20 protein-coding genes are annotated in these 23,497 nt (G+C 65.1%); 9 read left to right on the top strand and 11 right to left on the bottom strand.

Annotation, left to right across the window (positions count from 1 at the left end; translation table 11 throughout):
* The first annotated feature begins 153 nt into the window (after nt 1-153).
* On the top strand, nt 154-1,056 hold the full coding sequence (locus tag BLU32_RS18655) for a MurR/RpiR family transcriptional regulator (protein ID WP_093809447.1): 903 nt from the start codon (nt 154-156) through the stop codon (nt 1,054-1,056).
* A gap of 31 nt (nt 1,057-1,087) precedes the next feature.
* Here BLU32_RS18655 and pcaQ read toward each other — a convergent pair whose 3' ends face one another.
* A complete protein-coding gene (gene pcaQ, locus BLU32_RS18650; RefSeq protein ID WP_093809445.1) occupies nt 1,088-2,023 on the bottom strand; it encodes a pca operon transcription factor PcaQ in 936 nt (311 codons plus the stop codon).
* Nucleotides 2,024-2,125: 102 nt separating this feature from the next.
* On the opposite strand from pcaQ, the gene pcaD reads away from it, so the two are divergent.
* From pcaD to BLU32_RS18625, 5 genes are read left to right on the top strand one after another with little or no spacing between them, the layout of a single operon-like run.
* The gene (pcaD, locus tag BLU32_RS18645) at nt 2,126-2,917 is read left to right on the top strand and encodes a 3-oxoadipate enol-lactonase (RefSeq protein ID WP_093809443.1); all 792 of its coding nucleotides are present in this window, start codon (nt 2,126-2,128) and stop codon (nt 2,915-2,917) included.
* Nucleotides 2,914-3,333 (top strand): 4-carboxymuconolactone decarboxylase, encoded by a 420-nt coding sequence (gene pcaC, locus BLU32_RS18640; RefSeq protein ID WP_093809441.1) that lies wholly within the window; start codon nt 2,914-2,916, stop codon nt 3,331-3,333. Before pcaD ends, pcaC begins: the two co-directional genes overlap by 4 nt.
* The gene (gene pcaH / locus BLU32_RS18635; protein WP_093809439.1) at nt 3,330-4,052 is read left to right on the top strand and encodes a protocatechuate 3,4-dioxygenase subunit beta; all 723 of its coding nucleotides are present in this window, start codon (nt 3,330-3,332) and stop codon (nt 4,050-4,052) included. The genes pcaC and pcaH overlap by 4 nt, the downstream gene beginning before the upstream one ends.
* Entirely contained in the window at nt 4,052-4,603 is a 552-nt protein-coding gene (gene pcaG / locus BLU32_RS18630; RefSeq protein WP_093809437.1) for a protocatechuate 3,4-dioxygenase subunit alpha, read from the top strand. The genes pcaH and pcaG overlap by 1 nt, the downstream gene beginning before the upstream one ends.
* Nucleotides 4,604-4,629: 26 nt before the next feature.
* Nucleotides 4,630-5,964: a lyase family protein gene (locus BLU32_RS18625; RefSeq protein ID WP_093809435.1), complete on the top strand. Its 1,335-nt coding sequence runs from the start codon at nt 4,630-4,632 to the stop codon at nt 5,962-5,964.
* 6 nt (nt 5,965-5,970) lie between these two features.
* Here the strand turns inward: BLU32_RS18625 and BLU32_RS18620 are convergent, their stop codons facing one another.
* The 10 genes from BLU32_RS18620 to BLU32_RS18575 form a co-directional block, all read right to left on the bottom strand.
* Nucleotides 5,971-6,915, bottom strand: coding sequence for an ABC transporter permease (locus BLU32_RS18620; RefSeq protein ID WP_093809433.1), 945 nt, complete (start codon nt 6,913-6,915; stop codon nt 5,971-5,973).
* The gene (locus BLU32_RS18615; protein WP_093809431.1) at nt 6,912-7,991 is read right to left on the bottom strand and encodes an ABC transporter permease; all 1,080 of its coding nucleotides are present in this window, start codon (nt 7,989-7,991) and stop codon (nt 6,912-6,914) included. The genes BLU32_RS18620 and BLU32_RS18615 overlap by 4 nt, the downstream gene beginning before the upstream one ends.
* Nucleotides 7,988-9,538, bottom strand: a complete 1,551-nt coding sequence (locus BLU32_RS18610; RefSeq protein ID WP_093809429.1) for an ABC transporter ATP-binding protein — start codon at nt 9,536-9,538, stop codon at nt 7,988-7,990. The genes BLU32_RS18615 and BLU32_RS18610 overlap by 4 nt, the downstream gene beginning before the upstream one ends.
* A 107-nt stretch (nt 9,539-9,645) precedes the next feature.
* Nucleotides 9,646-10,650 carry a BMP family protein gene (locus BLU32_RS18605; protein ID WP_093809427.1) on the bottom strand — a complete coding sequence of 335 codons (1,005 nt, stop codon included), beginning with the start codon at nt 10,648-10,650 and terminating at the stop codon, nt 9,646-9,648.
* 288 nt (nt 10,651-10,938) lie between these two features.
* Nucleotides 10,939-12,504, bottom strand: coding sequence for a murein biosynthesis integral membrane protein MurJ (gene murJ / locus BLU32_RS18600; RefSeq protein WP_093811304.1), 1,566 nt, complete (start codon nt 12,502-12,504; stop codon nt 10,939-10,941).
* Nucleotides 12,505-12,559: 55 nt separating this feature from the next.
* A complete protein-coding gene (locus BLU32_RS18595) occupies nt 12,560-15,373 on the bottom strand; it encodes a [protein-PII] uridylyltransferase (protein WP_093809425.1) in 2,814 nt (937 codons plus the stop codon).
* Nucleotides 15,374-15,461: 88 nt separating this feature from the next.
* Complete coding sequence (locus tag BLU32_RS18590; RefSeq protein WP_093809423.1) at nt 15,462-15,833, bottom strand: helix-turn-helix domain-containing protein; 372 nt, start codon at nt 15,831-15,833, stop codon at nt 15,462-15,464.
* Nucleotides 15,830-16,441: a Smr/MutS family protein gene (locus tag BLU32_RS18585; protein ID WP_093809421.1), complete on the bottom strand. Its 612-nt coding sequence runs from the start codon at nt 16,439-16,441 to the stop codon at nt 15,830-15,832. The genes BLU32_RS18590 and BLU32_RS18585 overlap by 4 nt, the downstream gene beginning before the upstream one ends.
* The gene (locus BLU32_RS18580) at nt 16,438-17,544 is read right to left on the bottom strand and encodes a murein transglycosylase A (RefSeq protein ID WP_208976924.1); all 1,107 of its coding nucleotides are present in this window, start codon (nt 17,542-17,544) and stop codon (nt 16,438-16,440) included. Before BLU32_RS18580 ends, BLU32_RS18585 begins: the two co-directional genes overlap by 4 nt.
* Nucleotides 17,545-17,668: 124 nt before the next feature.
* Nucleotides 17,669-18,391: a Tim44/TimA family putative adaptor protein gene (locus BLU32_RS18575; RefSeq protein WP_093809419.1), complete on the bottom strand. Its 723-nt coding sequence runs from the start codon at nt 18,389-18,391 to the stop codon at nt 17,669-17,671.
* A 356-nt stretch (nt 18,392-18,747) separates the two neighbouring features.
* Between BLU32_RS18575 and BLU32_RS18570 the strand changes: the two genes are divergently transcribed.
* The 3 genes from BLU32_RS18570 to polA all read left to right on the top strand — a co-directional run bounded on the left by BLU32_RS18570 (nt 18,748) and on the right by polA (nt 23,490).
* Nucleotides 18,748-19,284, top strand: coding sequence for an FxsA family protein (locus tag BLU32_RS18570; RefSeq protein WP_093809417.1), 537 nt, complete (start codon nt 18,748-18,750; stop codon nt 19,282-19,284).
* Between the two features lie 130 nt (nt 19,285-19,414).
* Nucleotides 19,415-20,458 (top strand): acyltransferase family protein, encoded by a 1,044-nt coding sequence (locus BLU32_RS18565; RefSeq protein WP_093811300.1) that lies wholly within the window; start codon nt 19,415-19,417, stop codon nt 20,456-20,458.
* 47 nt (nt 20,459-20,505) lie between these two features.
* Complete coding sequence (gene polA, locus BLU32_RS18560) at nt 20,506-23,490, top strand: DNA polymerase I (RefSeq protein WP_093809415.1); 2,985 nt, start codon at nt 20,506-20,508, stop codon at nt 23,488-23,490.
* Nucleotides 23,491-23,497 lie beyond the last annotated feature (7 nt).

Raw genomic sequence — 23,497 nt, 5'->3', positions numbered from 1 at the left:
GTGTGTCCCGCGCGGTCGTCCCCTCGTCGGATCGAAGCTCATGCTCTGTTTCATTTATTACAGAATTGCGAAGTCGAGATCCTTCTGTATGATTTGATACACTCGCGTGACGGATGTCAATCGGGTATCAAAACGGGAGGCTCCGCGAAACGCATGACCAAATCCCTGGCGGAGGACATTCGCGAAAAGCTTGAAACCTGCACAGCGACCGAGCGCCGGGCCGCACTGGCATTGCTTGCGAATTATCCGGTGCTCGGTCTCGGCACGGTCGCCCAGTTCGCCTCTGCCGCTGGCGTCAGTTCGCCAACGATCCTGCGCTTTGCCGCGCGCATGGGATTTTCAACCTATGCGGCCCTGCAAACCCGCTTGCGCACGGAGCTGGAGGATCAGCTCAAGTCGCCGCTGGCCAAGGGACCGGAAAGCGCGGGAGAGCCGGGCGTCCTCGATTTCGCCGATATCGCCTGCAGCAACATCAGCGACACGTTTCGCCAGCTCCCGAAGACAGAACTCGAAGCCGTGGTCGGGCTGCTCGGTGACGAAAAGCGCACGCTCTATCTGCTTGGCGGCCGGTTCACCGATGCGCTCGCACGTTACATGGCAGCCCATCTGCGCATTCTGCGCGGACGCGTCGTACATGTCGCGGGACAGGAAGGCAATTGGCGGGATTATCTCGTCGACATGGGGCGCAAGGACGTTTTGATCGTCTTCGACATCCGCCGCTACCAGTCAGATCTTGCACGCCTTGCGGTCGCCGCCGCCAATCTGGGGGTCACCATCGTGCTTGTCACCGACAGCTGGCTGTCGCCGATTGCCAGCGTCGCCGCCCATGTGCTTCCGGCGCGCGTCTCCGTACCCTCGCCCTGGGACAGTTCCGCCGCGCTCATGGTCATCGCCGAAACGCTGATTGCCGGCGTCACGGCCGCCGATCCGGAGCGCAGCACACGCCGCATCTCCATGCTGGAGGTCTATCGGGACGACGACGATCCCAAACGCCGCAGCGGCAAGACCAGCGAAACACCCGAAAAGGACGCGGCGGACCCGGAACCGCAGGTGTAGCGGCGGCGCAATCGCCACCGGGCGGCGGGGTTCAGCGTCTGGCCGGCTGCGCCGGCCGCAAGTGCGCCACGACATCGCGCACGACGGCGGTGAACAGCACCAGGTCCGGTGCCGGCGCCTCGCCGGCACGCGTCGAAATGCCGACCGGGCCCAGCGTGATCCGCGTATCGACGGGCAACGCATGCAGCGTTTCGTCGGCGAGATCGCGGGCGACGACCCCCTGCGAGATGATCCAGACCGCATCGCAGCCCAGCGTGAAGGCCCGACCGAAGGCATTCGACACCGTCTCGATCCGGCGCGGAACCTGGCCGATGCCATTGGCGACCATCAACCGCTCGACCATAGGCCGGATCGCGGCGGTGCGATTTGGAAAGAGTACCGGGAACTCCGGCAGGCGGGCGAGATCGCTCGACCCGAGCAACGGATGCCCGGGACGCACGACCAACGCCACCTGTTCGGTATAGAGTTGTTGAAAGCTCAATCCCTGCATCGCTTCAGGCAGACCGAGACGGCCTATCACAACGTGCAGCGCACCGGCGCGCAGCTGGTCGAGCATGTGGCCGTTCGGACCCGTGACAATGTCAAGCGTCGCGCCGCGGCCATATTCCAGATGCAATTCGGCGGCGCGTGGAATGATGCTGGCCGCCACACTTGGCAGCGCTCCGACACGCAACAAGCGGTCACTGCCCATGCGCGCCTGCTCCAGCCCGTCCAGTCCCTCGCGAAGGGCGGCAAGCGACAGACCGGCATAGTGCCGGAAGATCTCGCCCTCCGCCGTCAGCGATACACCGCCGCGCCCGCGATCCATCAGCACCGCCCCCAACAACTCCTCGAGTTCCTTCAGGGTCTTGGAAATGGCAGGCTGCGTCACGCCCATCTCATCCGCGGCATCGGTCAGGCCGCCGAGCCGCGCGATCGCCAGAAACGCCTCGAGATGACGGAGTTTGATGCCCGGGGCGATCCGCATGGCCAGTCCTCTCCGGTTATATAAATCCGCAAAAATCTCATTTTACATTACCAATCATCGCGGTCATCCTGAACCGCAATCGCCAGTCAAACGAGGCTTTCTGTGGACGCAGTCAAGAGAAACGAACGGATCCTGCATGCCGACCACCGGCGCGCGGTCGGGCAAGCGCCAACACTGGCCTTCTCCAACTCCCTGGGCACCGATCTGCGGATCTGGGATGCCGTCGTCGCGCGCCTGCCGAAGGAGCTCGGCATCCTGCGCTACGATACGGCCGGCCACGGGCTTTCACCGTCCGGTGGCGCGATGTCCATCGACGATCATGCGGACGATCTGGCGGCGCTACTCAATGCCAAGGAGATCGAGCGCGCCATCGTCGTCGGCTTGTCCGTCGGCGGACTGATCGCACAGGCCCTGGCGCAGCGCGCGCCGCAAAGAGTTTCCGGTCTGATCCTGTCCAACACCGGCATGACAATTGGCACGGCGGATATCTGGAACGCACGCGCCGACGCGATCCGCGCGGGCGGGATGGAGGCGATTGCCGATGCAACGATGGAGCGCTGGTTTTCGCCGCGCTTTCGCGAAGGAAAGCCGGAGGCGTTGCAACTCTGGCGCACCATGCTGGCGCATACGCCTCCGGCCGGCTACATCGAGCTCGGCCTCGCTATTCGCGACGCCGACTACCGGGATGCCGCTGCGCGGATCTCGATGCCGACGCTGTGCCTTGCCGGCACGCACGACAGCGCGACCACGCCCGCCGTCGTCCGTGCCATGGCCGATGCCATCCCGCAGGCGCGCTTCGAGGAGATCGCCGGCGTCGGCCATCTGCCCTGCATCGAGGCTCCGGGCGCCATGGCTGATCTGATTTCACGATTTCTTTCGGAGACCGTCACATGACACAGCGGGATCTTGACGATACGGGCCTCGCCACCCGGCGCGCGGTTCTGGGTGAAGCCCATGTCGCGCGCGCGCGCGCCGCCACGACGGCATTCGACGCGCCGTTTCAGGACTATATCACCCGCGGTGCCTGGGGCGGGGTCTGGTCGCGTGACACGATCAGCCATCGCGAACGCTCGATGATCACCATCGCGCTGCTGGCGGCGCTCGGTCATGACGAGGAACTCGCCATGCATTGCCGGGCGACGGCGCGCACGGGGGCGAGCGCAGACGACATTTGCGAGGCGCTGCTGCATGTCGCGGTCTATGCCGGCGTTCCGGCAGCCAATCGCGCCATAAAGATCGCCAAGGCGGTCTTCGCCGAAATGGAAGCCGCCGCCGGCGCGGCGGACGAGACGACCCGGGGGGAACAATGACGGCACCTGATTTCTACAGGCGCGACCGGAGCGCGCATCCGCCGGCCTATGCGCCGGGCTACAAGAGCAGCGTGCTGCGCGCGCCATTCCGCCCGCTGCATTCGCTGGAGCAGACGTCGCTGGAACGCAGCGGGCCGGCGCTCGGACACGCGCCACTCGGCCCGCTCGACCACGACCTGATCCGCAACGCCGCCGTCGACGGCGACGCGCTCGGCGAACGCATCTATGTGTTCGGCCAGGTGCTCGATGAAAACGCCCGGCCCGTACCCAATGCACTGATCGAAGTGTGGCAGGCCAACGCCGCAGGGCGCTACGCCCATGTGAAGGACGGCTATCTGGCGCCGCTCGATCCGAATTTCTCCGGCTGCGGACGCTGCGTCAGCGACGCGCAGGGGCGCTATCTCTTCCGCACCATCAAGCCGGGTCCCTATCCCTGGCCCAACAACGGCTCCGACTGGCGCCCGGCGCACATCCATCTGTCGATCTTCGGCGAGGCCTTCACCCAGCGCCTCGTCACGCAGCTTTACTTCGAGGGCGATCCGCTGATCCCGCTGTGCCCAATCGTGAACACGATCCCAGACGCAAATGTGATCGAGCGTCTGGTCGCGCGCCTCGACATGCGCAACCAGGAACCCTTCGACTGCCTCGCCTATCGGTTCGACATCGTGCTGCGCGGGCGGCGCCAGACCCACTTCGAAACCCGGCCGGAGGGTGCGTGATGCGCGAGAAACTGTTCGAGACCCCGTCGCAGACGGCCGGCCCCTATGTGCATATCGGCACCGCGCCGCAATCGATCGGCCGTCCCGCGCTTTCCGGGCAACCCGGCCCGGCGATCACCAGCGACACGGGCCCGGCAATCACGCTTGAGGGCATCGTCCATGACGGAGCCGGCGCGCCCGTGCGCGATGCCATGCTGGAGATCTGGCAAGCGGACGGCGAGGGGCGCGTCGGTCCTCACGGCCTGTTTGCCCGCGCCGTCGCGGAGTTCGACAGCGGCCTCTGCCGCTTCCAGACCGTGAAGCCCGGTATCCATGCCAAAGGCCACGCCCCGCATATCGCACTTCTGATCTTCGCGCGCGGCATCAACATCCACCTGCACACGCGGATCTATTTCCCCGAGGACCGCGAGCTGATCGCAAACGATCCGGACTTCGCCCGGCTTTCGCCGGAGGCCCGGGACACGCTGATCGCGAAACGGACGGACGGAGAGACCTACCGCTTCGACATCCATCTTCAGGGGCCGAACGAAACGGTGTTCTTCGACATCTGACAAGGCCCTCACCGAAAGACCGACACATGGCGATCTCGCCGCTGGATTCTCCGCTCTACGTCGACCTGTTCGGCGATCCCGACACGGCCCGCCATTTCGAGGCGTCCGCGGAGATCGCGGCGATGGTCGAGGTGGAAATCGCCCTTGCCCGCGTCCAGGCGCGCGCCAGTGTCATCCCGGACGCCGCCGCACAGGCGATTGCAGCCGGCCTTTCCGACAGCGCCCCTGCGCCCGAAGACATTTGCGCGGGGACAGCGGCGGCCGGTGTTCCCGTTCCAGCCCTTGTTGCCCATCTGCGCAAGCAGCTTTCAAAAGCAGGCGCGGATCACCTGCATTTCGGCGCGACGTCGCAGGACATCGTCGACACCGGCCTGATGCTCAGGCTTCAGCGCGTGCTCGAGCTGTTCGACCGCCGGCTCGCTGCGCTTGTCGATACGCTCGTCGCGCTGGCGGTGGAGCACCGCGCGACCCCGATGGCCGGGCGCACGCGCGGACAGGTGGCGACCCCCGTCACCTTCGGCCTCAGGGTCGCGAACTGGGCCCTGCCGGTCGCGCGCGCGCACCGCGACCTGCGGTTCCTGCGCCGCGCCGGGCTGCCTGTCCAGCTTGGCGGAGCCTCGGGCGATCTGTCAGCGATGGGGCCGGATGGCAGCGCGGTCACCACGGAGCTCGCGGAAGAGCTGGGGCTTGCCTCGTCGTCCCCCTGGATGGCGGACCGCTGGCCGCTGGTGCGTGTCGCCGGCACGCTTGCCAGCCTTCTTGGCGGGCTGGAGAAGATCGGCGCGGACGTGATGCTTTCCACCCGCTCGGAGATCGGCGAATTGCGCCTGGCGGCATCCGGCGGTTCTTCCACCATGCCGCAGAAGCAGAACCCGGTCGCCGCGGAAACCCTGATCGCGCTGACCCGCCATGCGGCAGCACTTTCGGCACAGATCACCACGGCTCCCGCGCATGCGGAAGAACGCGATGGCGCCGCCTGGATGGGCGAATGGCTGGTACTACCGCAGCTTGTCATTGCCAGCGGGGCGGCGCTGCTGCGCGCGCAGTGGCTGGCGGACGCGCTTGAACCGCAGCGCGCGCGCATGGCGGAGATCGCCTTCGGCGACGGCGGTCTTGCGCTGGCCGAACGGTTTTCCTTCGCGCTGATCCCGCATGTGGGCCGCGCGCAGGCACAGGACCTGGTCAAACAGGCCGCCATGGAGACCCGCGCGAGTGGGCGCCCGCTCATCGACGCCTTGAGAGCGATCAGCGACGCGCCGCTCGACTGGGAAGCGCTTGCCGATCCGAACAGTGTTTGCAAACCGGCAGCGGCGATGACAGATGCGATCCTCGCGGAGATCCGCCGCCCGCGCTCACCCTGACGGTCTTCAGCGCTGGCCCTTGAAATAGGGCTTCAGCAGCGCGCGCGGATAGTCGGCCCTGCGCGCCACGACGACGAGCGCGGCAATCGACAGCAGATACGGCAGCATCAGGAAGATCTGGCCCGGCACGAAAGACCCGACCTCGGTCTGCAAACGCACCTGGAAGGCATCGAAGGCGCCGAAAAGCAGCGCGCCGATCAGCGCCTTGCCCGGCCGCCAGGACGCAAAGACCGTCAGCGCGATACAGATCCAGCCGCGACCGTTGACCATGCCGAAAAAAAACGCGTCGAAGGCCGACATCGTCAGGAAGGCGCCGCCCAACGCCATCAAAGCGGATCCGGCGACGACGGTTCCCATCCTGAGCGCCATCACCGACAACCCTTGCGCCTCAACGGCCGACGGATTGTCGCCGACAGCGCGGATCGCAAGGCCAAGCGGCGTGCGGTAAAGCACGAAGCCCACCGCGACGACGAGCGCGAGCGCGAGGAAGGTGAGCGCGGTTTGCTGGAACAGCGCCGGTCCGAGAAATGGCAGATCGGAGAGGATCGGAATATCCAGCGGCTGGAACGCCTCGATGCGCGGCGGCGAGGAGACGTCGGGAAGCGCGGTGCGGTAGGTGTAGTAACTCAGGCTGGTTGCAAACAGCGTCACGCCGATGCCCGACACATGCTGCGACAGACCGAGCGGCACGGTCAGGATTGCGTGCAAGAGCCCGAAGGCCGCACCGGCGAGGGCCGCGACCATCACGCCACCCCAAAGTCCCGCGCCGAGCCAGGCCGCCATCCAGCCGGCCATGGCGCCGGCAGTGAAAATGCCCTCGATGCCGAGGTTGAGCACGCCGGCGCGCTCGCAGATCAGCGCGCCAAGCACGCCAAAGATCAGCGGCGTGGCGATCCGCAGCGCCGCCGCCCAAAAATTCGCCGAAAGCAGGATGTCGAGGATTTCGCTCATGCCGTGCCCTTTCCCGTTCGGGCGCGAACGATGCGCACCTTGAAGCGCACGAACAGGCCGGACACCAGCACGCAGATCAGCGAGGTCGCGACCACGAGATCCGCCAGATAGTTGGAAACGCCAATCGCCCGGCTCATGCTGTCGGCCCCGACAAAGATCCCGGCGATGAAGAGGGCCGCCACGACCACACCGATGGGCGACAGTCCGGCAAGCATGGCAACAACGATCCCGGCATAGCCGAAGCCGGGCGACAGATCCGCCGTGAGATAACCCTTCAGGCCCGCGACCTCGCCGACCCCGGCAAGACCGGCGAAACCGCCACTCAGGAGCGCGACGCGCAGGAAGGTCGCCGTGACCGGAATGCCGGCATGACGGGCGGCCTCCGGGTTCTCCCCGACGGCCCTTGTCTCGAAGCCCCAGACGGTACGCTTGAGCACGATGTGAACGCCGAGAGCGGCAACCAGCGCCAGGATCAACCCGGCATGAACCCGCATGCGGTCCATGAGCTTGGGCAACATCGCCTCGTCGAGCATCGGCTCCGACTGCGGCCAGCCCATGCCCATTGGATCCTTCATCGGGCCTTCCAGCATCATCTGGACGAAGAGGATCACGACAAAGTTCAAAAGCAGCGTCGTCACCACCTCGTCGGCCCCAAGGCGCACCTTGAGGAGTGCCGGGATCAGCATCAAAAGGCCGCCGGCCAAAGCACCGGCGAGGATCACCGTCGGGATCAGCAAGGGACCGGGCAGGGCCAGCGCCCCGGTGCCGACGGCAACCGCGGCGAGCGCACCCGCGTAGAGCTGCCCCTCGCCGCCGATGTTCCAGAGCTTGGCGCGAAAGGCGACGGCGGCGGCGAGACCGGTGAAGATCAGCGGCGTGGCGCGCGCCAGAAGTTCCGACGCGGCGAAGGCGGAGCCGAAAGCGCCCTTCGCCATCAGGCCATAGGCTTCTAGCACCGGCGCGCCGGCGGCGGCAATTGCAAGGCTCGCGACCGCAAGCGCGGCAACCGCCGCTATGACGGGGGCTGCGATGCGGCGCAAGGGCGAAACATGCTCGCGCGGTTCGAAGCGGATCATGCGGCCGCGTCCTCCGTGTGCTGTCCGGCCATCATCAGACCGACGGCGGCGCGGTCCAGGTCGTCCGCGGGGCGGGGCGGACTGAGCCGTCCGCGATGAATAACGGCAATGCGGTCGGAAAGGGCGAAGAGCTCGTCGAGATCTTCGGAAATCAGGATCACGCCGGCACCGCGCCCGCGCGCCTCCAGCAACCGGCGGTGAACGTCACCCGTCGCGCCGATGTCGAGACCGCGCGACGGCTGGGCGGCAAGTACCACCGAGGGTTCGGCGTCGAGCGTGCGCGCCAGCACGATCTTCTGGATGTTGCCGCCCGACAGCAGCCGCGCAACGGCATCGCCGCCCGGACAGCGAATATCGTAGCTGGCAATGGCCTCCGCCGCGCGCGCGGCGATGGCGCGAAAGTAGAGAAACCCGAAGCGCTGGTAGCGGGGCGAGCGGATTTCCTCGATCACGAGGTTTTCCGCAACGCTCATCGCACCGACAACACCGTCGCGATGCCTGTCTTCGGGAATGCGCGCGACGCCCGCACGGATCATGTCGGCGGCGTCATGCGCCCGGATCTCGCGGCCGGCGAGACGAATGTCGCCGCTCGTCTGGCGTTCGAGCCCGGAGAGCAGCCTGGCGAGCATCGCCTGGCCGTTGCCGGACACGCCGGCGATGCCGAGGATTTCACCGGCGCGCAACTCGAAGCCGATGTCGCTGACGGTATCGCGCCCCTCGCCACAGATGACGGCAGACAAGGACAGCAGCACCTCGCCTGCCGCCTGCGGCTCGCGCCGGCTCACCGTCACCTGATGGCCGACCATGAGCTCGGCAAGCGTCTGGCGGTCGCAGTCGGCGGCGGGAAGATCCGCCACCTTGCGCCCGAGACGCAGCACGGCGATGCGGTCGGAGGCGGCGAGCACTTCCGCAAGCTTGTGGGAAATGAAGACAATCGCCAGCCCCTGCACGGCGAGCGCCTTCAGTGTTTCAAACAGCGTCTCGGATTCCTGCGGGGTCAGCACGGCAGTCGGCTCGTCGAGCACCAGCACCCGCGCGTCGCGATACAGCGCCTTGAGGATCTCCACGCGCTGTTTCTCGCCAACGGAGAGACGCGAAATCCGCGCGTCGAGATCGACGACCAACCCGGAGCGGCGCATCAGGTCCTGAAGTTTCCCGCGCGCGGCGCGCGAGGTGAGACGCACGGAAAACAGCGCTGCCGTGCCGAGCACGATATTCTCGAAGGCGGTCAGGTTTTCGGCAAGCGTGAAATGCTGATGCACCATGCCGATGCCGGCCTCGAGCGCGGCGTGGGGGGATCCGGGTTCCAGCAGGACGAGGGCTCCGTCGTCGCCGGCAACCCGCACGTCGCCCTCGTCTGCGATATAGTGCCCGAACAGGATGTTCATCAAGGTGGTCTTGCCGGCGCCGTTTTCGCCGAGCAACGCGACGATCTCGCCACGATGAAGGTCGAGATCGACCGCCTCGTTGGCCGTGAGCGCACCGAACCGCTTGGTGATCCCCGACAAGGACAGCGCGATCGCCGGAGCTTCTTCAGGCACCGTCATGACAGCATTTCCCCAGACCCCGGAAACGGCGCGGGCGGGCGTGGCCCGCGCAAGCAAACAAGAAGGAGACGCCGCCGCGACGACAGGCATTGCGGCGGCGCAGAGCATTACATCGTCGACTTGGGTTCCGCGTCGTTGACGTTGACGCGGAAGAGACCGTCGAGAATGTCCTGCTCGATCTTGCGGGCGGCCTCGACGGATTCCGCATCGGCCAGCGCCTCGTCAACGACGAAGCTGCCGCCGCCATAGGACATGTAGCTGTACTGGCCATAATCGGAGGGCTCGAAGCTGCCGCCGGCGACATCGTCGATCACGCGGTCGATGGTCGGCTCCATGTGCCAGAGCGCGCTCGAAATGATCGTGCCGGGATAATCGGACGCGGTATCGATGACGTTGCCGATCGCCAGAATATCCCGCTCCTTGGCGGCATCGGACACGCCGAAGCGCTCGGCGTAGAGAATGTCAGCGCCCTTGTCGACCATCGCAAAGGCGGATTCCTTGGCCTTGGGCGGATCGTACCAGGAGTTGATGAAGGTCACGAGGAACTTCACATCCGGATTGACCTCAAGCGCGCCTTCCATGAAGGCGTTCATCAGCCGGTTGACCTCGGGGATCGCATAGCCGCCGACCATACCGATGATGTTCGACTTGGTCGCGTTGCCGGCGATCATGCCGGTCAGATAGCTCGGCTCATGGATCCAGTTGTCGAAGACGGCAAAATTCGGCTTGGCCGGACCGAAGGACGAGCCCATCAGGAAGGCCGTATCCGGATATTCGGCGGCCACCTTGCGCGCCGCGCGCTCCACCGCGAAGGCCTCGCCGACGATCAGGTCCATGCCGGCTTCGGCATATTCGCGCATCACGCGCTCATAGTCGGTGTTGGCCACGTTTTCCGAGTAGGTGTAGGTGACGTCGCCACGCTCCTTGGCGGCGGTCAACGCCTTGTGAATGCGGCCGACCCACTGCTGCTCGACCGGGACAGTGTAGATTGCCGCGACCTTGAGCGGCTCGTCTGCGGCCATCGTCGGCTGGCCGAAACCCGCCACGACAATCGCTGCCGCAAGGCCCAGCGCTGCACGACGCGTCCATGCGATACGGTTCAGGATTTCCATCTGACTCCCCCTGGCATTGTTCGTATGCCGAGATCAGCCCGATGCCAGGCAAACTGCCCAAACGCACAAGAGCTGATCGCTTCTGTCGTTTCATGCATCCGAAATAATACCGAGCCCAGGAGGGCCTCACATGCCGGACGCAAGGGGAATTGGATCATAAATTGGTCATGCTCACAACGCGGGCAGCCACCCGATCGGCAATTTTTTGAACAAATGGACAAAGTTTGATCGTTTGGTCAAAAAATAAGCCGGCCACGAGGCCTGAGGCGGCGGCCGTCGCACGCGCGGTCAGCTCACGCGCCGCGACCGCAGGCCGCGAAGGGCGGCCTTCAGGTCCACCGCACCGGTCAGATGCACGAAGGCGGCGAACAGAACCAGTCCGGCAAGCACCAGCAGCGCCAGCGCCCCGAACCGGCCGAGTACCGACGCGCCGCCGAGCAAGGGTGCGAGCAGCTGCGCGCCGGCATAGATCCCGCCGCCCATCAAGACGCTGGCAAGCGCCAGCAGCGGAAGACGCTTCAACGATCCGGCATCGAGGCGGAAATGCCCGCGCCGCCACAGCGTCACCGCAAGCAGGCCGCTGTTGACCCAACCGGCAAGCGTGGTCGCAAGCGCAATGCCGACATGATCGAGAATGGGGGCCAACGCCAGCGCGCCCGCCACATTGACCACCATGCCGATACCGGCGAACCACATCGGTGTGACCGTATCCTCACGCGCGAAAAATCCGGGCGAGAAAACCTTGTTGAGCACAAAGGCGGGCAGGCCGGCGGCGAAGGCGATCAGGGCCGCCGTCGTCGCACTGGCGGCTTGCGCACCGAAGGCGCCGCGCTGGTAGAGCACGGAGACAATCGCATCCGGCACCACGATCAGGGCAACCGTGGCCGGCAAGGTGAGCGCAAGCGCAAACTCCATTGCCCGGTTGAGCGTATGGTTGGCACTCGCATCCGCGCCGGACCGCAGGGAGCGAGACAGGTCGGGCAGGAGCACGACGCCGATGGCAATGCCGACGACACCAAGCGGCAGCTGATAGATCCGGTCGGCATAATAGAGATAGGACACCGCGCCGGCCTGACCGGAGGCGATGATCGTGCCGACGGCGATGTTGATCTGGGTAATGCCGCCTGCCGCGATGCCCGGAACGCCGAGCCTCCACAGCCGTTTCACCGATGCCGTCAGACGCGGCCGGCGCCAAGGGATTGAAAAGCCCATGTGGCGCACCGCGACAAACAGAAGCGCAAGCTGCGCGAGACCGGCAACGGTAACGCCACAGGCCAGCACCACGCCCAGTCTCACCCCCGGCTGAAGGTCGAAATACCAGATGCCCGAGAGCACCGAGATCATCACAATGTTCAAGACGACCGGCGCAAGGGCTGCGGCTGCAAAGCGCTGATAGGTATTGAGAATGCCGGAGAGAAACGCCACCAGCGACATGCACAGGAGATAGGGGAAAGTGATGCGCGACAGGAGCACGGCGAGATCGAACTTCTCCGCTTCTGCCGTGAAGCCAGGCGCCAGCACATAGACGAGCGCTGGCATGAACACCTGCGCGAGAAGCGTGATCGTCACCAGGGTCCACAGGAGCGCGGCGAGGATCTCGCCCGCGAACCGCCTGGCGCCCTCGTCGCCGCCTTCTTCCACCGAACGGGCGAAGAGCGGCACGAAGGCGGAGTTGAACGCGCCTTCGGCGAACAGCCGCCGGAACAGGTTGGGCAGGCGGAAGGCAACGAAAAAGGCATCGGCGACCGGACCCGCGCCGACGAAGGCGGCGATCATCACGTCGCGGACAAAGCCGAGCACGCGGCTCGTCATCGTCGCACCTCCGACGGTCGCGAAGTTGCGCAGGAGGGTCATTGCCGCGCGCCGCGCAGGCAGGTCGCCCCGGGACAGCCGTTCAAGATCGAAATCATCACGCCGCTCCAAGGCGCGGCTTGCGCCGCTTTGCCGGTTCGTCGCCGGCCTCTGCGTCCACCGCATCGCGCAAGCGGTCGCGGATCAATTCCTGGCGACCGATGTTGCCGACCTTCTGGCCGGTCAGATCGGTGACATAGAAGACGTCGACCGCGCGCTCGCCGAAGGTCGCGATATGAGCGGAATTGATGTTGAGATTCAAAGCCGAGATTGCCCGGGTCAGATCATAGAGCAGGCCGGGACGGTCAAGGCCCGAAATCTCGAGAACCGTGTGGCGGTTCGACCAGGAATTGTTCACCAGCACCTCGGCCTCGACGCGGAACGGCTTGGCGCGCGCGCGCGCCGCCGCCTTGTTCGCGACCTTCTCCGGCAGTTGCTCCTGGCCGCGCAACGCCTGCTCGATCAGCCGGCAGATGCGTTCGCCCCGGCGCAGTTCGTCCGCGTCGTCCGGCAGCTCGCGAGACATGAAGATCGCATCCAGCGCAAACCCGTCGGTGGTGGTGTCGATTTGCGCGTCGACGATGTTGGCGCCGGCGACGAAACAGGACCCGGCGATCGTCGACAGCAGCTTGGGGTGATCGGCCGCCAGCACCGTGATCTCGGTGACTTCCTCAAAGGCATGGGTGACGACGCGGGAGGAGAATCCCGACCTGCCCGTATCGGCCTCGCGGATCAGGCGTGCATCGGCGATCTTGCGGTCGAGCGGCACGCGCAGCCAATAGGCCGGATAGTGGCGCTCCAGATAGGCCTCAAGCGCGTCCGCGGGCCAATCCGGCAGCGCTTCGGCCAGTTCGGCCTTCGCTGCGGCGACGCGCTGGTCGTGCGGGAGCAGGCTGTGTCCGCCGGTCAAAAGCGGCTCGCATTCATAGTAGAGCGTGCGCAACAGCTGCCCCTTCCAGCCGTTGAAGACGTTGGGGCCAACGGCACGGATATCGGCGACGGTGAGGATCAACAGCAGTTTCAGTCGTTCCAGGCTCTGCACTTCGCGGGCGAAGTCCTCGATGGTCTTGCGATCCGCGAGATCGCGCGACTGCGCGGTGGTGCTCATGTCGAGATGATGCTCGACCAGCCAGGCCACGGTGTCGGTTTCCGAGGACGACAGACCGAGACGCGGGCACAACCGGCGCGCGATGCGGGCTCCGGCAATGGAATGGTCCTCCGGGCGACCCTTGGCGATGTCATGCATCAGCATCGCCACGAAGAGGACCTTGCGGTTCTGGATCGACTTTATGAGATCGGTCGACAGCGGATGATCGTCGCCCGCTTCTCCGCGCTCGATTTCGCCGAGGACCCCGATCGAACGCAGCAGATGCTCGTCAACGGTGTAGTGGTGGTACATACTGAACTGCATCATCGCCACAACCTTGCCGAAATCCGGCAGGAAGCGCCCGAGCACGCCGACCTCGTTCATCTTGCGCAGGATGGTTTCGGGGTCGCTGCGTGACGTCAGCACCTGGAGAAAAAGACGGTTGGCCTCCGGATCCTCTCGCACAGCCGCCGTGATCAGCTTGAGCGAGCGCCGCACCCGCTTCAACAATTCCGGATGCAGCATCACGGAGTGTCGATCGACAATGGCGAACAGACGGATAAGATTGACCGGGTCCTTCTCGAACGCGCCCTCGCTGGCAAGATTCAGGCGTCCGTTTTCGATCGCGAAGTCCGGATGCCCGGAGAGAACGCGGCGTTTCCGCCGCCCCGTGAGCTGTCCGATCAGCCGAGACAGCGGCTGCGGCTGCTTGGCGTGCTGTTCTTCCAGGGCTGCACAGAAGATCCGGGTGAGATCGCCGACGTCCTTTGCCACGAGGAAATAGTGCTTCATGAATCGCTCGACGTCCTTCATCCCCGGATGCTGGGTGTAGCCGAGGCGAATGGCGATCTCGCGCTGGACGTCGAAGGACAGACGCTCTTCCGGACGCCCGGTCAGGAAATGCAGGTGACAGCGCACCGCCCAGAGGAAATCCTCGCCCTTCTTGAAGCGATTGTAGTCCCGGCGGGAGAAGACGCCGGCCTTCACGAGCCCGGAGCCGGAGCGCACGCGATAAAAATACTTGGAGATCCAGAAGAGGGTGTTGAGATCGCGCAGTCCGCCCTTGCCCTCCTTGACGTTGGGTTCCACCAGATAGCGCGAGGTGCCCTGCCGGCGGTGGCGCGCATCGCGTTCGGCGAGCTTGGCGGCAATGAATTCCGGACCCGTGCCGGCGACGACGTCGGTGTCGAAGCGCTCGACAAGTTCTTCGTAGAGATCCGTATCGCCCCAGACGTGCCGCGCTTCAAGGATGGCCGTGCGGATCGTCATGTCGCTCTTCGACAGTCGCAGGCACTCCTCGACATTGCGGGTCGCATGGCCGACCTTCAGGCCGAGATCCCAAAGCATGTAGAGGATGTACTCGACGATCTGCTCGCCCCAGGGGGTCTGCTTGTAGGGCAGCAGAAACAACAGATCGACATCGGACCCCGGCGCCAGCGTGCCGCGCCCGTAACCGCCCACGGCCACCACCGACATGCGTTCGGCCGCTGAGGGGTTTTTCGCCCGGTAGACGTGATAGATCGCGAAATCGTAGATCACCCGCAGGATCTCGTCCTGCACATGGCTGAGGCGGCCGGCGCACAAGGTCCCGCCGCCATCCTCGAACAGGCGTTCCTCGACAATCGCACGCGCATCGCGCATCGCCTCCTTGAGGCGGGCGAGCACCCTGGAACGGATGGCCGGATCCGCCCCGTCGCCGTCCGACTTCGCGGTCAAGGCGGTCAACTCCGCGCGCAACGCAGTGGAATCGATGAGACCGGAAAACGCCTCCGCTGATTTGTTCATGTTCTCGTTTCGGTCCTTCGCGTTGAGAGCTCTCGAGTCTGCCAGACCCTAAGTGCTGGCCGGGAACGGGTCGAGTCCGTGTATCGGTTCAAACCCCGTCACGGGCCGCGGCCGTTCTCAGCTGGTGCAGGAGATGCGTCAGGCTTTCGCGCGACAATCCGGCAATCTTGGTCGACAGGACATTGGCGAGCTCGGTCGCCTCAGGGTCGAGCCCGCCCGTCTCGATCGAAATCTTCGGATCGGAGAGTTCCGCCAGCCGCTGCAGTTCTTCCGCTTCATCCCAGATGACATTGAAGAAGGCAATGATGCGCTGAACCATGAACCACGTCGGTCGCCCGCGCCGGCCATGCTCCAGAGCCGACAGATAGGCGGGCGACACGGACAATGCCACCGCCATTTGCGACAGGGTGATCCCCCGTTTCTTGCGGTGTTCGCGCACCCGCGCGCCGAAGGGCGTCATGTCCGTCCCCGTCCCGGCTTGCGCACGCGCACGTAGAGCGCGCCGCCGCCGCCATGGCCGGCATGAGCTTCCTCGAAGCCGACGACCAGCGAACGGAATTCGGCGAAGGACAACCATTGCGGAACGACACGCCGCAGGACACCGCGCCCGTCGGCCGACAGGGTGCCGCCTGGACCGCCCTTGCCGGTTATGACCAGAACAAGCGAATAGCCTTGCGCCTGCGCCTGGGAGAGAAACCCGCGCAGACGCACATGCGCTTCGGCCTGCGTCAGTCCATGGAGGTCAATACGACCGTCGATGCTGCGGGTTCCGCGCGCCAGCTTGCGTCGCTGGCGCGGCTCCAGAGGAGCGAGAGGGGAAAGCGGTGGCGGGGCGGGCGGGGCCTTCGGGCGCATGGTCGCAACCGAGCGCGGAGCGGACAGGCGTTCGTTTCCAATCACGGGCGCCGGCGGCGGCACTGTGGGGTCGCCCGCGTCATCGGCTGAGGCCGTCTGCGTCTGCTTCGACCGGCGCCCCGCTTCAAGCGGCGTGACGTCCGCCGTCACTTGCGCCCAGAGCCTGCGCTCATCGGGAGAAGGATGACGCGCCCGCCGGCGCCGGCCGCTCATCGCCGGGCCTCCCCGACGCCGGCCTGCGCAAGCGGCAGCAGAACGGTCATCTCGGCCGCATGCTGGACGCCGCCAGCCTTGCGCCCGGCCGCATCCCCCGTGCCAAAGAAAATGTCGCCGCGTGCGGGACCGACGATGGCGGAGCCCGTATCTTCCGCGATCATCAGCCGGCGAAAGGGTCGCGTTTCAACCGCGCCTTCAGCCGGCATTGTCGCAGAGACGAAGACCGGCGTTCCATAGGTGTGGAGCGACGCATCCACCGCGAGACTGCGTCCGGCCACGAGCGGAAGGCCCGCCGCGCCGACGGGGCCCTCGTCCGGGCCGAGCCCGTCGATCTCGCGAAAAAAGATATAGGACCGGTTGCGGCGGAGAACGCCGTCGATTTCTTGCGGATTTTCCGCCAGCCAGTCGCGCAGCACCGACATGGTAACAGTGCCCGGGTCGGCGAGACCGCGCTCGATCATGACACGGCCGATCGGCGAGTAGGGATGCCCGTTCTTTCCGGCATAACCGACCCGCATGTGGCCGCCGTCCGCCAGACGAATGCGAGCGGATCCCTGAACGTGAATATAGAAAGCGTCGACCGGGTCGGCCAGCCAGACGAGTTCCAGCCCGCGACCGTCAAGGGCACCGTCCATGATCGCGCCGCGATCCGGCGCCTCGACGAAACGTCCTGCGTCGTCGCGAAAGGCATGGGTCAGCGTGTCCGCAAGACCGTCTGGACGTTTCCCCTCCGGCAGGATTTCAAGTCCGTCGGGCTTGCGCAGCAACGGGGTGCGGTGGATGGCATCGGGTTTGCGCGCGCCTGCGAATTCAGGTTCGAAATAACCGGTCACAAACCCCTTGGCTGCGATCAGGTGCGGCTGGAACGCGGCTTCGAAGAAATGCCGGGCGGCATCGCCTTCGCCGGTCGCAGCCGCCGCGCGGGCCCGGCCGCACAGTGCGACAATCGACGCGCCGGACACACCCAGCTCACCCGTGCGCGGGGCGGCGCCGGAGGCGGAGCCGCTCGCACAATGGCGCAGGAACGCCTCGAGCGCGGCCGTGTGATCGTCGTCCTGCCAGCCAGAAATGTCTGAAAAGGATATCGGTTGCAGGGGCATGCCCGTCTCCGCAGCACCGGCGCGGGCCGGCATCGGTCCCGCCGTCATGACAGCGATCGCGAGACCGGCCGCAAGGACAACCGCAAGACGGACGCGGACACCCGCGAACCCCATACCCATCGCGTCAGTCGACCGATTCGGTCGCCACCAGCTTCCAGTTGGGATCGCGGGAGGTGGTGTCGCGGGCGAAGGTCCAGATGTCGGTGACGTCGCTTACGGCGTTCGGATCGCCGTCGACGATGGCCCCGTCCCGATCTCGGGTCGCCGAAATCAGCTCGCTGCGGAACTTCACGGTCACCTGTGCCGTGTCGCCCTTCATGGCGGCCTCGACGATATCCGCCTTGTCTATTCCGACAAAGGTGGATTCGATCGTTTCGCCGCGCGATTCCCGATCCGATATCGCCGCGACGAAACCGTCGTAAACATCCTTGGACAGCAGGTTCTTCAGCGTCTTGCGATCGCCGGCGGCGAAGGCTGTCACGATCATCTCATAAGCCGCGCGCGCGCCCTCCACAAAGGTCTTGGGATCAAATGAACGGTCGGCGGAGAGAATTTTGCGCAGGGCCTCATTGAGGGCCGTGCCTTCCGGAGCGACGGTCTCGAGGGTCGCGGCTTCGCTTGCCTGTGACGGCGCGGACGAAGGCCCCTGTCCGGGAAGCGGGATGATGTTGTCGTCCGCCCGTGTCGACGCCTCAGCGGCATCGGACTCCCGGTCGCGTGCGGAATAAGGGTCGAAGGGGGGACGTTCATGTCCCGTCCGCTTGCCCAAAACACTCCGCAATCTCAGGAAGATCACGACCGCCAGAACCAGAAAGATGATTGTTGTGACGTCGAACATGTGACCCATTTCGCATCCGGCCGGTTACTTTCACGAGGCGCCGCAACGGCTCATTGCGGCGACGAAATGTTCAAAGCGGCGACGCGACAGGCCGTGTGGCGCTCCGCTGACATCCCAGATAAGGGGGTATGTAAGGTCCTCTTGAACCAACATCCAGCCTTGAGCACAAGTCCATGTCGACGTTTTCACGTTTCCGATCACACATATTGCTCGCATTCCCGTCAATTGTTTCCTACCTCTGCAGGGAGGCGGGGGTCGGCCCGATGCCGCAAAGGCAGCCGATAGCCGGCGAAAAGCTCCCGTTCGCGGCGCTTGATGATCCCGCGCCGGTCACCTGATCGTCACCAAACAAACCGTGTTGAGCCATGCCTGTCGGACTTATCATTCTTCTTCTTCTCATTGGCGTTCCGCTTCTTGAGATCGCTGTCTTCGTCGAGGTCGGCTCTGAAATCGGCGCCGTTCCGACGATTCTTCTCACCGTGCTGACGGCACTGGCCGGTACGGTGATGCTGCGACTCCAGGGCATCTCCCTGCTGATGAAGATCCGCGGCGAGATGGATGCCGGACGGGTTCCGGGCTCGGATCTGGTACAGGGTGCGCTGATTGTTGTCGCCAGCATCCTGCTGCTGATCCCGGGCTTTGTCACGGACGCGGTTGGCCTGCTGCTCTTCGTGCCGCCTCTGCGCACAGCAATCGCCAACCTCGCTATCCGCAATGCCCGGGTTACCGTCGTCAATGCCGAGGCGCGGCGGAGCGGAGCCGAGACCGTCGTCGACCTGAACGAGGGCGAATGGTCCGACAAGCCTGGCGACAGCCGAGGCAGCACGGCGGGCGGGACGATCCACGTCACCGACGCGCGCGAGACCGGCGACGAGCCTTCGCCCCGACAAGACAAGAGCTGACCATTGCAGACATCGGTCGTGCCCGGGGTTTGAACCGCTCCTGCGTTGAAATTAACGGGATGTACACGCCAATCCCCCAGACTCTCGCGACCAGGTCGGTCCGGCCGGGGCCCAAATGGAGCGGGACGATATGGCTTTTGACGGCACGCAGCGGGTCGACTGGGTCGACACCGCCAAAGGGTTTTGCATCATCTTCGTGGTGATGATGCATTCCACTTTGGGCGTGCAGAATGCCGCCGGAAGCGAAGGCTGGCTTGGCCTTCTCGTCGAATTTGCCAAACCGTTCCGCATGCCGGATTTCTTCATGATTTCCGGACTTTTCCTTGCCCGGGTGATCGACCGCCCCTGGCGGACCTATCTCGACCGCAAGGTCGTTCATTTCGCCTATTTCTACATATTGTGGCTGACGATCCAGTTCGCCCTTAAAACGCCCGTGATGGCCGGCGAGATCGGATACAGCGGCGCGCTGGCGCAATATCTTCTGGCCTTCGTCCAACCGTTCGGCACCCTCTGGTTCATCTACATGCTGCCGGTGATGTTCGTGATCACCAAGGCGCTGCACGGCGCGCGCCTGCCCTGGCAGTTCGTGCTTGCCGGGGCCGCCCTCCTGCAGATCGCACCGATCGCCACCGGCTCCGTTCTGATCGATGAATTCGCCTCGCGTTACGTGTTCTTCTACGCTGGCTACATTCTTGCCCCTCACGCCTTCCGGCTTGCCGCCTGGGCGCAGGACCATCTGGCGCCGGCCGCCCTGGGCCTTCTCGCCTGGGGTGTGGTCAATGGGTCTCTGGTTTTCGCCGGATACGCCGATCTGCCGATCGTCTCGCTGGCCCTCGGCGGAGCCGGGGCGCTGGCCGTGATCCTGATCTCCGCGCTGCTGACACGGCTCAGCTTCAATGCCCCGTTGCGGTTGTGCGGGGAGCGCTCCATCGTGATCTATCTGGCGTTCTTCTTTCCCATGGCAGCCACGCGGATCATCCTGCTCAAGACCGGGATCATCACGGACATCGGCACGATTTCACTGATCGTCACAGCGGCAGGTGTGATCGCGCCGCTGATCCTGTTCTGGCTGATCAACCGCGTCGACATCGGTCACTTCCTGTTCCGTCGACCCGGCTGGGCACGACTTGAAGCGGACCCGGCCAGGCGCGGCGCGGCGCAAGCTGCGGAATAAGCGACAAAACGGCGTGAGCGGGCTTTCCTCGCCGCGTCAACGCGGGCATGATCCGCGCCATGTCGAACACCGCCACCACGCCCAAGCTCACCGCCGACGACCATCTGATCCTGGTTGATGGCTCCACGTTCATTTTCCGCGCCTACCACGCGCTGCCGCCGCTCACCCGCAAGGCCGACGGCCTCCCGGTCGGCGCGGTGTCGGGCTTTTGCAACATGTTGTGGAAGCTGTTGCAGGAAGGGCTGTCGCCGGAAAAGGGCGACGAACCGACCCATATGGCGGTGATCTTCGATTATTCCGCCAAGACATTTCGAAACGACATCTATCCCGAATACAAGGCCCAGCGCCCCGAGCCGCCGGAAGACCTGATCCCGCAGTTCGGGCTGATCCGTGAAGCGACGCGGGCCTTTTGCGTGCATTGCATCGAGCAGGAAGGTTTCGAGGCCGACGACCTGATCGCGACCTATGCCCGCGCAGCAGCGGCGGCAGGCGCGCGGGTCACCGTCGTCTCGGGCGACAAGGACCTGATGCAGCTCATCGGTCCGCGCGTCAGCATGATCGACACCATGAAGAACAAGACCTTCGGGGTGGACGAGGTGCACGAGAAATTCGGCGTCGGACCGGACAAGGTGATCGAGGTGCAGTCGCTCGCCGGCGACAGCGTCGACAATGTGCCGGGCGTTCCCGGCATCGGGCTGAAGACCGCCGCGCTCTTGATCAACGAGTTCGGCGATCTGGAGACGCTGCTTTCCAAGGCCGACACCATCAAGCAGACCAAGCGGCGCGAGAACCTGATCGAATTCGCCGACCAGGCCCGGATCTCCAAGGAACTCGTGACGCTCAAGGACGATGTGCCTGTCGAGCAACCCGTAGAGGAACTGGCCGTCACGCGGCCGGACGCGACGCGCACTCTGGCGTTCCTCAAGGCAATGCAGTTTTCCACTTTAACACGCCGGGTGGCGGAAGCGACCGACACGGATGTCACGGACATCGAACCGGCGACATTCGCCATTCCCGGCTGGGATACGCCCGACGGCAAGGGCCGGCAGGTGAAGGATCCGGCAAGCGCCAGCGAACCGGCCGAGACCGCCAGCGCCTCCGCCGGAAGCGGTGAAACGGGCGAGGGCTGGACAGCCCGGAGCGTGGCCGAGGCGGCCGCAGAGGCCGCCAAGGCGACAAAGATCGATCCGTCCACTTATGAAACGGTGATGGATCTCGACCGGCTCAAGGCCTGGGTCGCGGAGGCCACCGAGCTCGGCCATGTCGCCGTCGACACGGAGACGACCTCACTCAATGCCATGCAGGCGGATCTCGTGGGCGTGTCGCTTGCGACCGCGCCCGGCAAGGCCTGCTACATTCCGCTTGCTCACGTCGAGGGAGAAGGCGACCTGCTCGGCGGCGGCGACCTCGTCGAGGGGCAGATCCCGATAAAGGATGCGCTCGCGGTGCTCAAGCCGCTCTTGGAGGACCCGTCGGTTCTCAAGATCGCGCAAAACATGAAGTACGATTGGCTGGTGCTGCGTCGCTACGACATCACCGTTGCGCCCTTCGACGACACCATGCTCTTGTCCTACGCCATCGACGCCGGAAAGGGCGGCAACGGCATGGACGCGCTGTCGGAACGCTGGCTCGGCCACGTGCCGATCCCCTTCAAGGAGGTGGCCGGCTCCGGCAAGTCGATGATCACCTTCGACAAGGTCGCGCTCGACAAGGCGTCGGCCTATGCAGCCGAAGACGCCGACGTCACGCTCAGGCTCTGGCAGGTGCTGAAACCCCGACTCGCGGCGGAGCGCATGGCCACCGTCTACGAGCGGCTGGAACGACCGATGGTGCCGGTTCTGGCACGCATGGAAGAACGCGGCATTTCCATCGACCGGCAGATGCTGTCGCGTCTTTCCGGCGATTTCGCGCAATCGATGGCGGGGCTGGAGGAGGAAATCCACGAACTGGCCGGAGAGACCTTCAACCTCGGCAGCCCAAAGCAGCTCGGCGACATCCTGTTCGGCAAGATGGGGCTTCCCGGCGGCAAGAAGACCAAGACCGGCGCGTGGTCCACCTCGGCGTCCGTGCTCGACGACCTGGCGGCGGAAGGCCATGAATTGCCGGCGCGAATCGTCGAATGGCGGCAGATGTCGAAGCTGAAATCGACCTATTCCGACGCGCTGCCGGGCTACATCAACCCGACGACCAAGCGCGTGCATACCTCCTATTCGCTGGCGGCGACCACCACCGGGCGGCTGTCGTCGTCGGAGCCGAACCTCCAGAACATTCCGGTGCGCACCGAGGCCGGACGCAAGATCCGCAAGGCCTTCGTCGCGGCCAGGGGCCACAAGCTGCTGTCGGCCGACTACAGCCAGATCGAGCTGCGCGTGCTGGCCCATATGGCCGACATCACCCAGCTCAAGCAGGCCTTTGCCGACGGGCTCGACATTCACGCGATGACGGCGTCGGAAATGTTCGGCGTGCCGATCGACGGCATGGACCCGATGGTGCGCCGGCAGGCCAAGGCAATCAATTTCGGCATCATCTACGGGATTTCCGCCTTCGGGCTGGCCGCCCAGCTCGGCATCTCGCGCAGCGAGGCGTCGGACTACATCAAGACCTATTTCGAACGCTTCCCGGGCATTCGCGACTACATGGACGAGACGAAGAAGTTCGTGCATGCACACGGCTACGTCGAGACGATCTTCGGCCGGCGCGCGCATTATCCGGAGGTGAACACCAAGAACCCGAACATGCGCGCCTTCTACGAGCGCGCGGCGATCAACGCGCCGATCCAGGGCTCGGCCGCCGACATCCTGCGTCGCGCGATGGTGCGCATGGAAGAGCGGCTCGCCGCCTCGAAGCTCGACGCGCAAATGCTGCTGCAGGTGCATGACGAACTGATCTTCGAGGTGCCCGAGGGGCAGGTCGACGCCACCATCGAGCTGGTGCGCGACGTCATGGAATATGCCGCCGAACCCGCCGTCGCGCTGAAAGTTCCGCTTCAAGTCGACGCCCGCGCCGCCGACAACTGGGACGAGGCGCATTAGGTTGCGG

Source organism: Stappia sp. ES.058, assembly GCF_900105595.1.
Classification (GTDB): domain Bacteria; phylum Pseudomonadota; class Alphaproteobacteria; order Rhizobiales; family Stappiaceae; genus Stappia.
This window is presented reverse-complemented; position numbering and strand designations above follow the sequence as displayed.

What these genes read in the sequence shown, in the direction of transcription:
- BLU32_RS18655 (WP_093809447.1), top strand. Translation starts at nt 154, where the DNA reads ATGACCAAATCCCTGGCGGAGGACATTCGCGAAAAGCTTGAAACCTGC.
- pcaQ (WP_093809445.1), bottom strand. Translation starts at nt 2,023, where the DNA reads ATGCGGATCGCCCCGGGCATCAAACTCCGTCATCTCGAGGCGTTTCTG.
- pcaC (WP_093809441.1), top strand. Translation starts at nt 2,914, where the DNA reads ATGACACAGCGGGATCTTGACGATACGGGCCTCGCCACCCGGCGCGCG.
- pcaH (WP_093809439.1), top strand. Translation starts at nt 3,330, where the DNA reads ATGACGGCACCTGATTTCTACAGGCGCGACCGGAGCGCGCATCCGCCG.
- pcaG (WP_093809437.1), top strand. Translation starts at nt 4,052, where the DNA reads ATGCGCGAGAAACTGTTCGAGACCCCGTCGCAGACGGCCGGCCCCTAT.
- BLU32_RS18625 (WP_093809435.1), top strand. Translation starts at nt 4,630, where the DNA reads ATGGCGATCTCGCCGCTGGATTCTCCGCTCTACGTCGACCTGTTCGGC.
- BLU32_RS18620 (WP_093809433.1), bottom strand. Translation starts at nt 6,915, where the DNA reads ATGAGCGAAATCCTCGACATCCTGCTTTCGGCGAATTTTTGGGCGGCG.
- BLU32_RS18615 (WP_093809431.1), bottom strand. Translation starts at nt 7,991, where the DNA reads ATGATCCGCTTCGAACCGCGCGAGCATGTTTCGCCCTTGCGCCGCATC.
- BLU32_RS18610 (WP_093809429.1), bottom strand. Translation starts at nt 9,538, where the DNA reads ATGACGGTGCCTGAAGAAGCTCCGGCGATCGCGCTGTCCTTGTCGGGG.
- BLU32_RS18605 (WP_093809427.1), bottom strand. Translation starts at nt 10,650, where the DNA reads ATGGAAATCCTGAACCGTATCGCATGGACGCGTCGTGCAGCGCTGGGC.
- murJ (WP_093811304.1), bottom strand. Translation starts at nt 12,504, where the DNA reads ATGACCCTCCTGCGCAACTTCGCGACCGTCGGAGGTGCGACGATGACG.
- BLU32_RS18595 (WP_093809425.1), bottom strand. Translation starts at nt 15,373, where the DNA reads ATGAACAAATCAGCGGAGGCGTTTTCCGGTCTCATCGATTCCACTGCG.
- BLU32_RS18590 (WP_093809423.1), bottom strand. Translation starts at nt 15,833, where the DNA reads ATGACGCCCTTCGGCGCGCGGGTGCGCGAACACCGCAAGAAACGGGGG.
- BLU32_RS18585 (WP_093809421.1), bottom strand. Translation starts at nt 16,441, where the DNA reads ATGAGCGGCCGGCGCCGGCGGGCGCGTCATCCTTCTCCCGATGAGCGC.
- BLU32_RS18580 (WP_208976924.1), bottom strand. Translation starts at nt 17,544, where the DNA reads ATGCCCCTGCAACCGATATCCTTTTCAGACATTTCTGGCTGGCAGGAC.
- BLU32_RS18575 (WP_093809419.1), bottom strand. Translation starts at nt 18,391, where the DNA reads ATGGGTCACATGTTCGACGTCACAACAATCATCTTTCTGGTTCTGGCG.
- BLU32_RS18570 (WP_093809417.1), top strand. Translation starts at nt 18,748, where the DNA reads ATGCCTGTCGGACTTATCATTCTTCTTCTTCTCATTGGCGTTCCGCTT.
- BLU32_RS18565 (WP_093811300.1), top strand. Translation starts at nt 19,415, where the DNA reads ATGGCTTTTGACGGCACGCAGCGGGTCGACTGGGTCGACACCGCCAAA.
- polA (WP_093809415.1), top strand. Translation starts at nt 20,506, where the DNA reads ATGATCCGCGCCATGTCGAACACCGCCACCACGCCCAAGCTCACCGCC.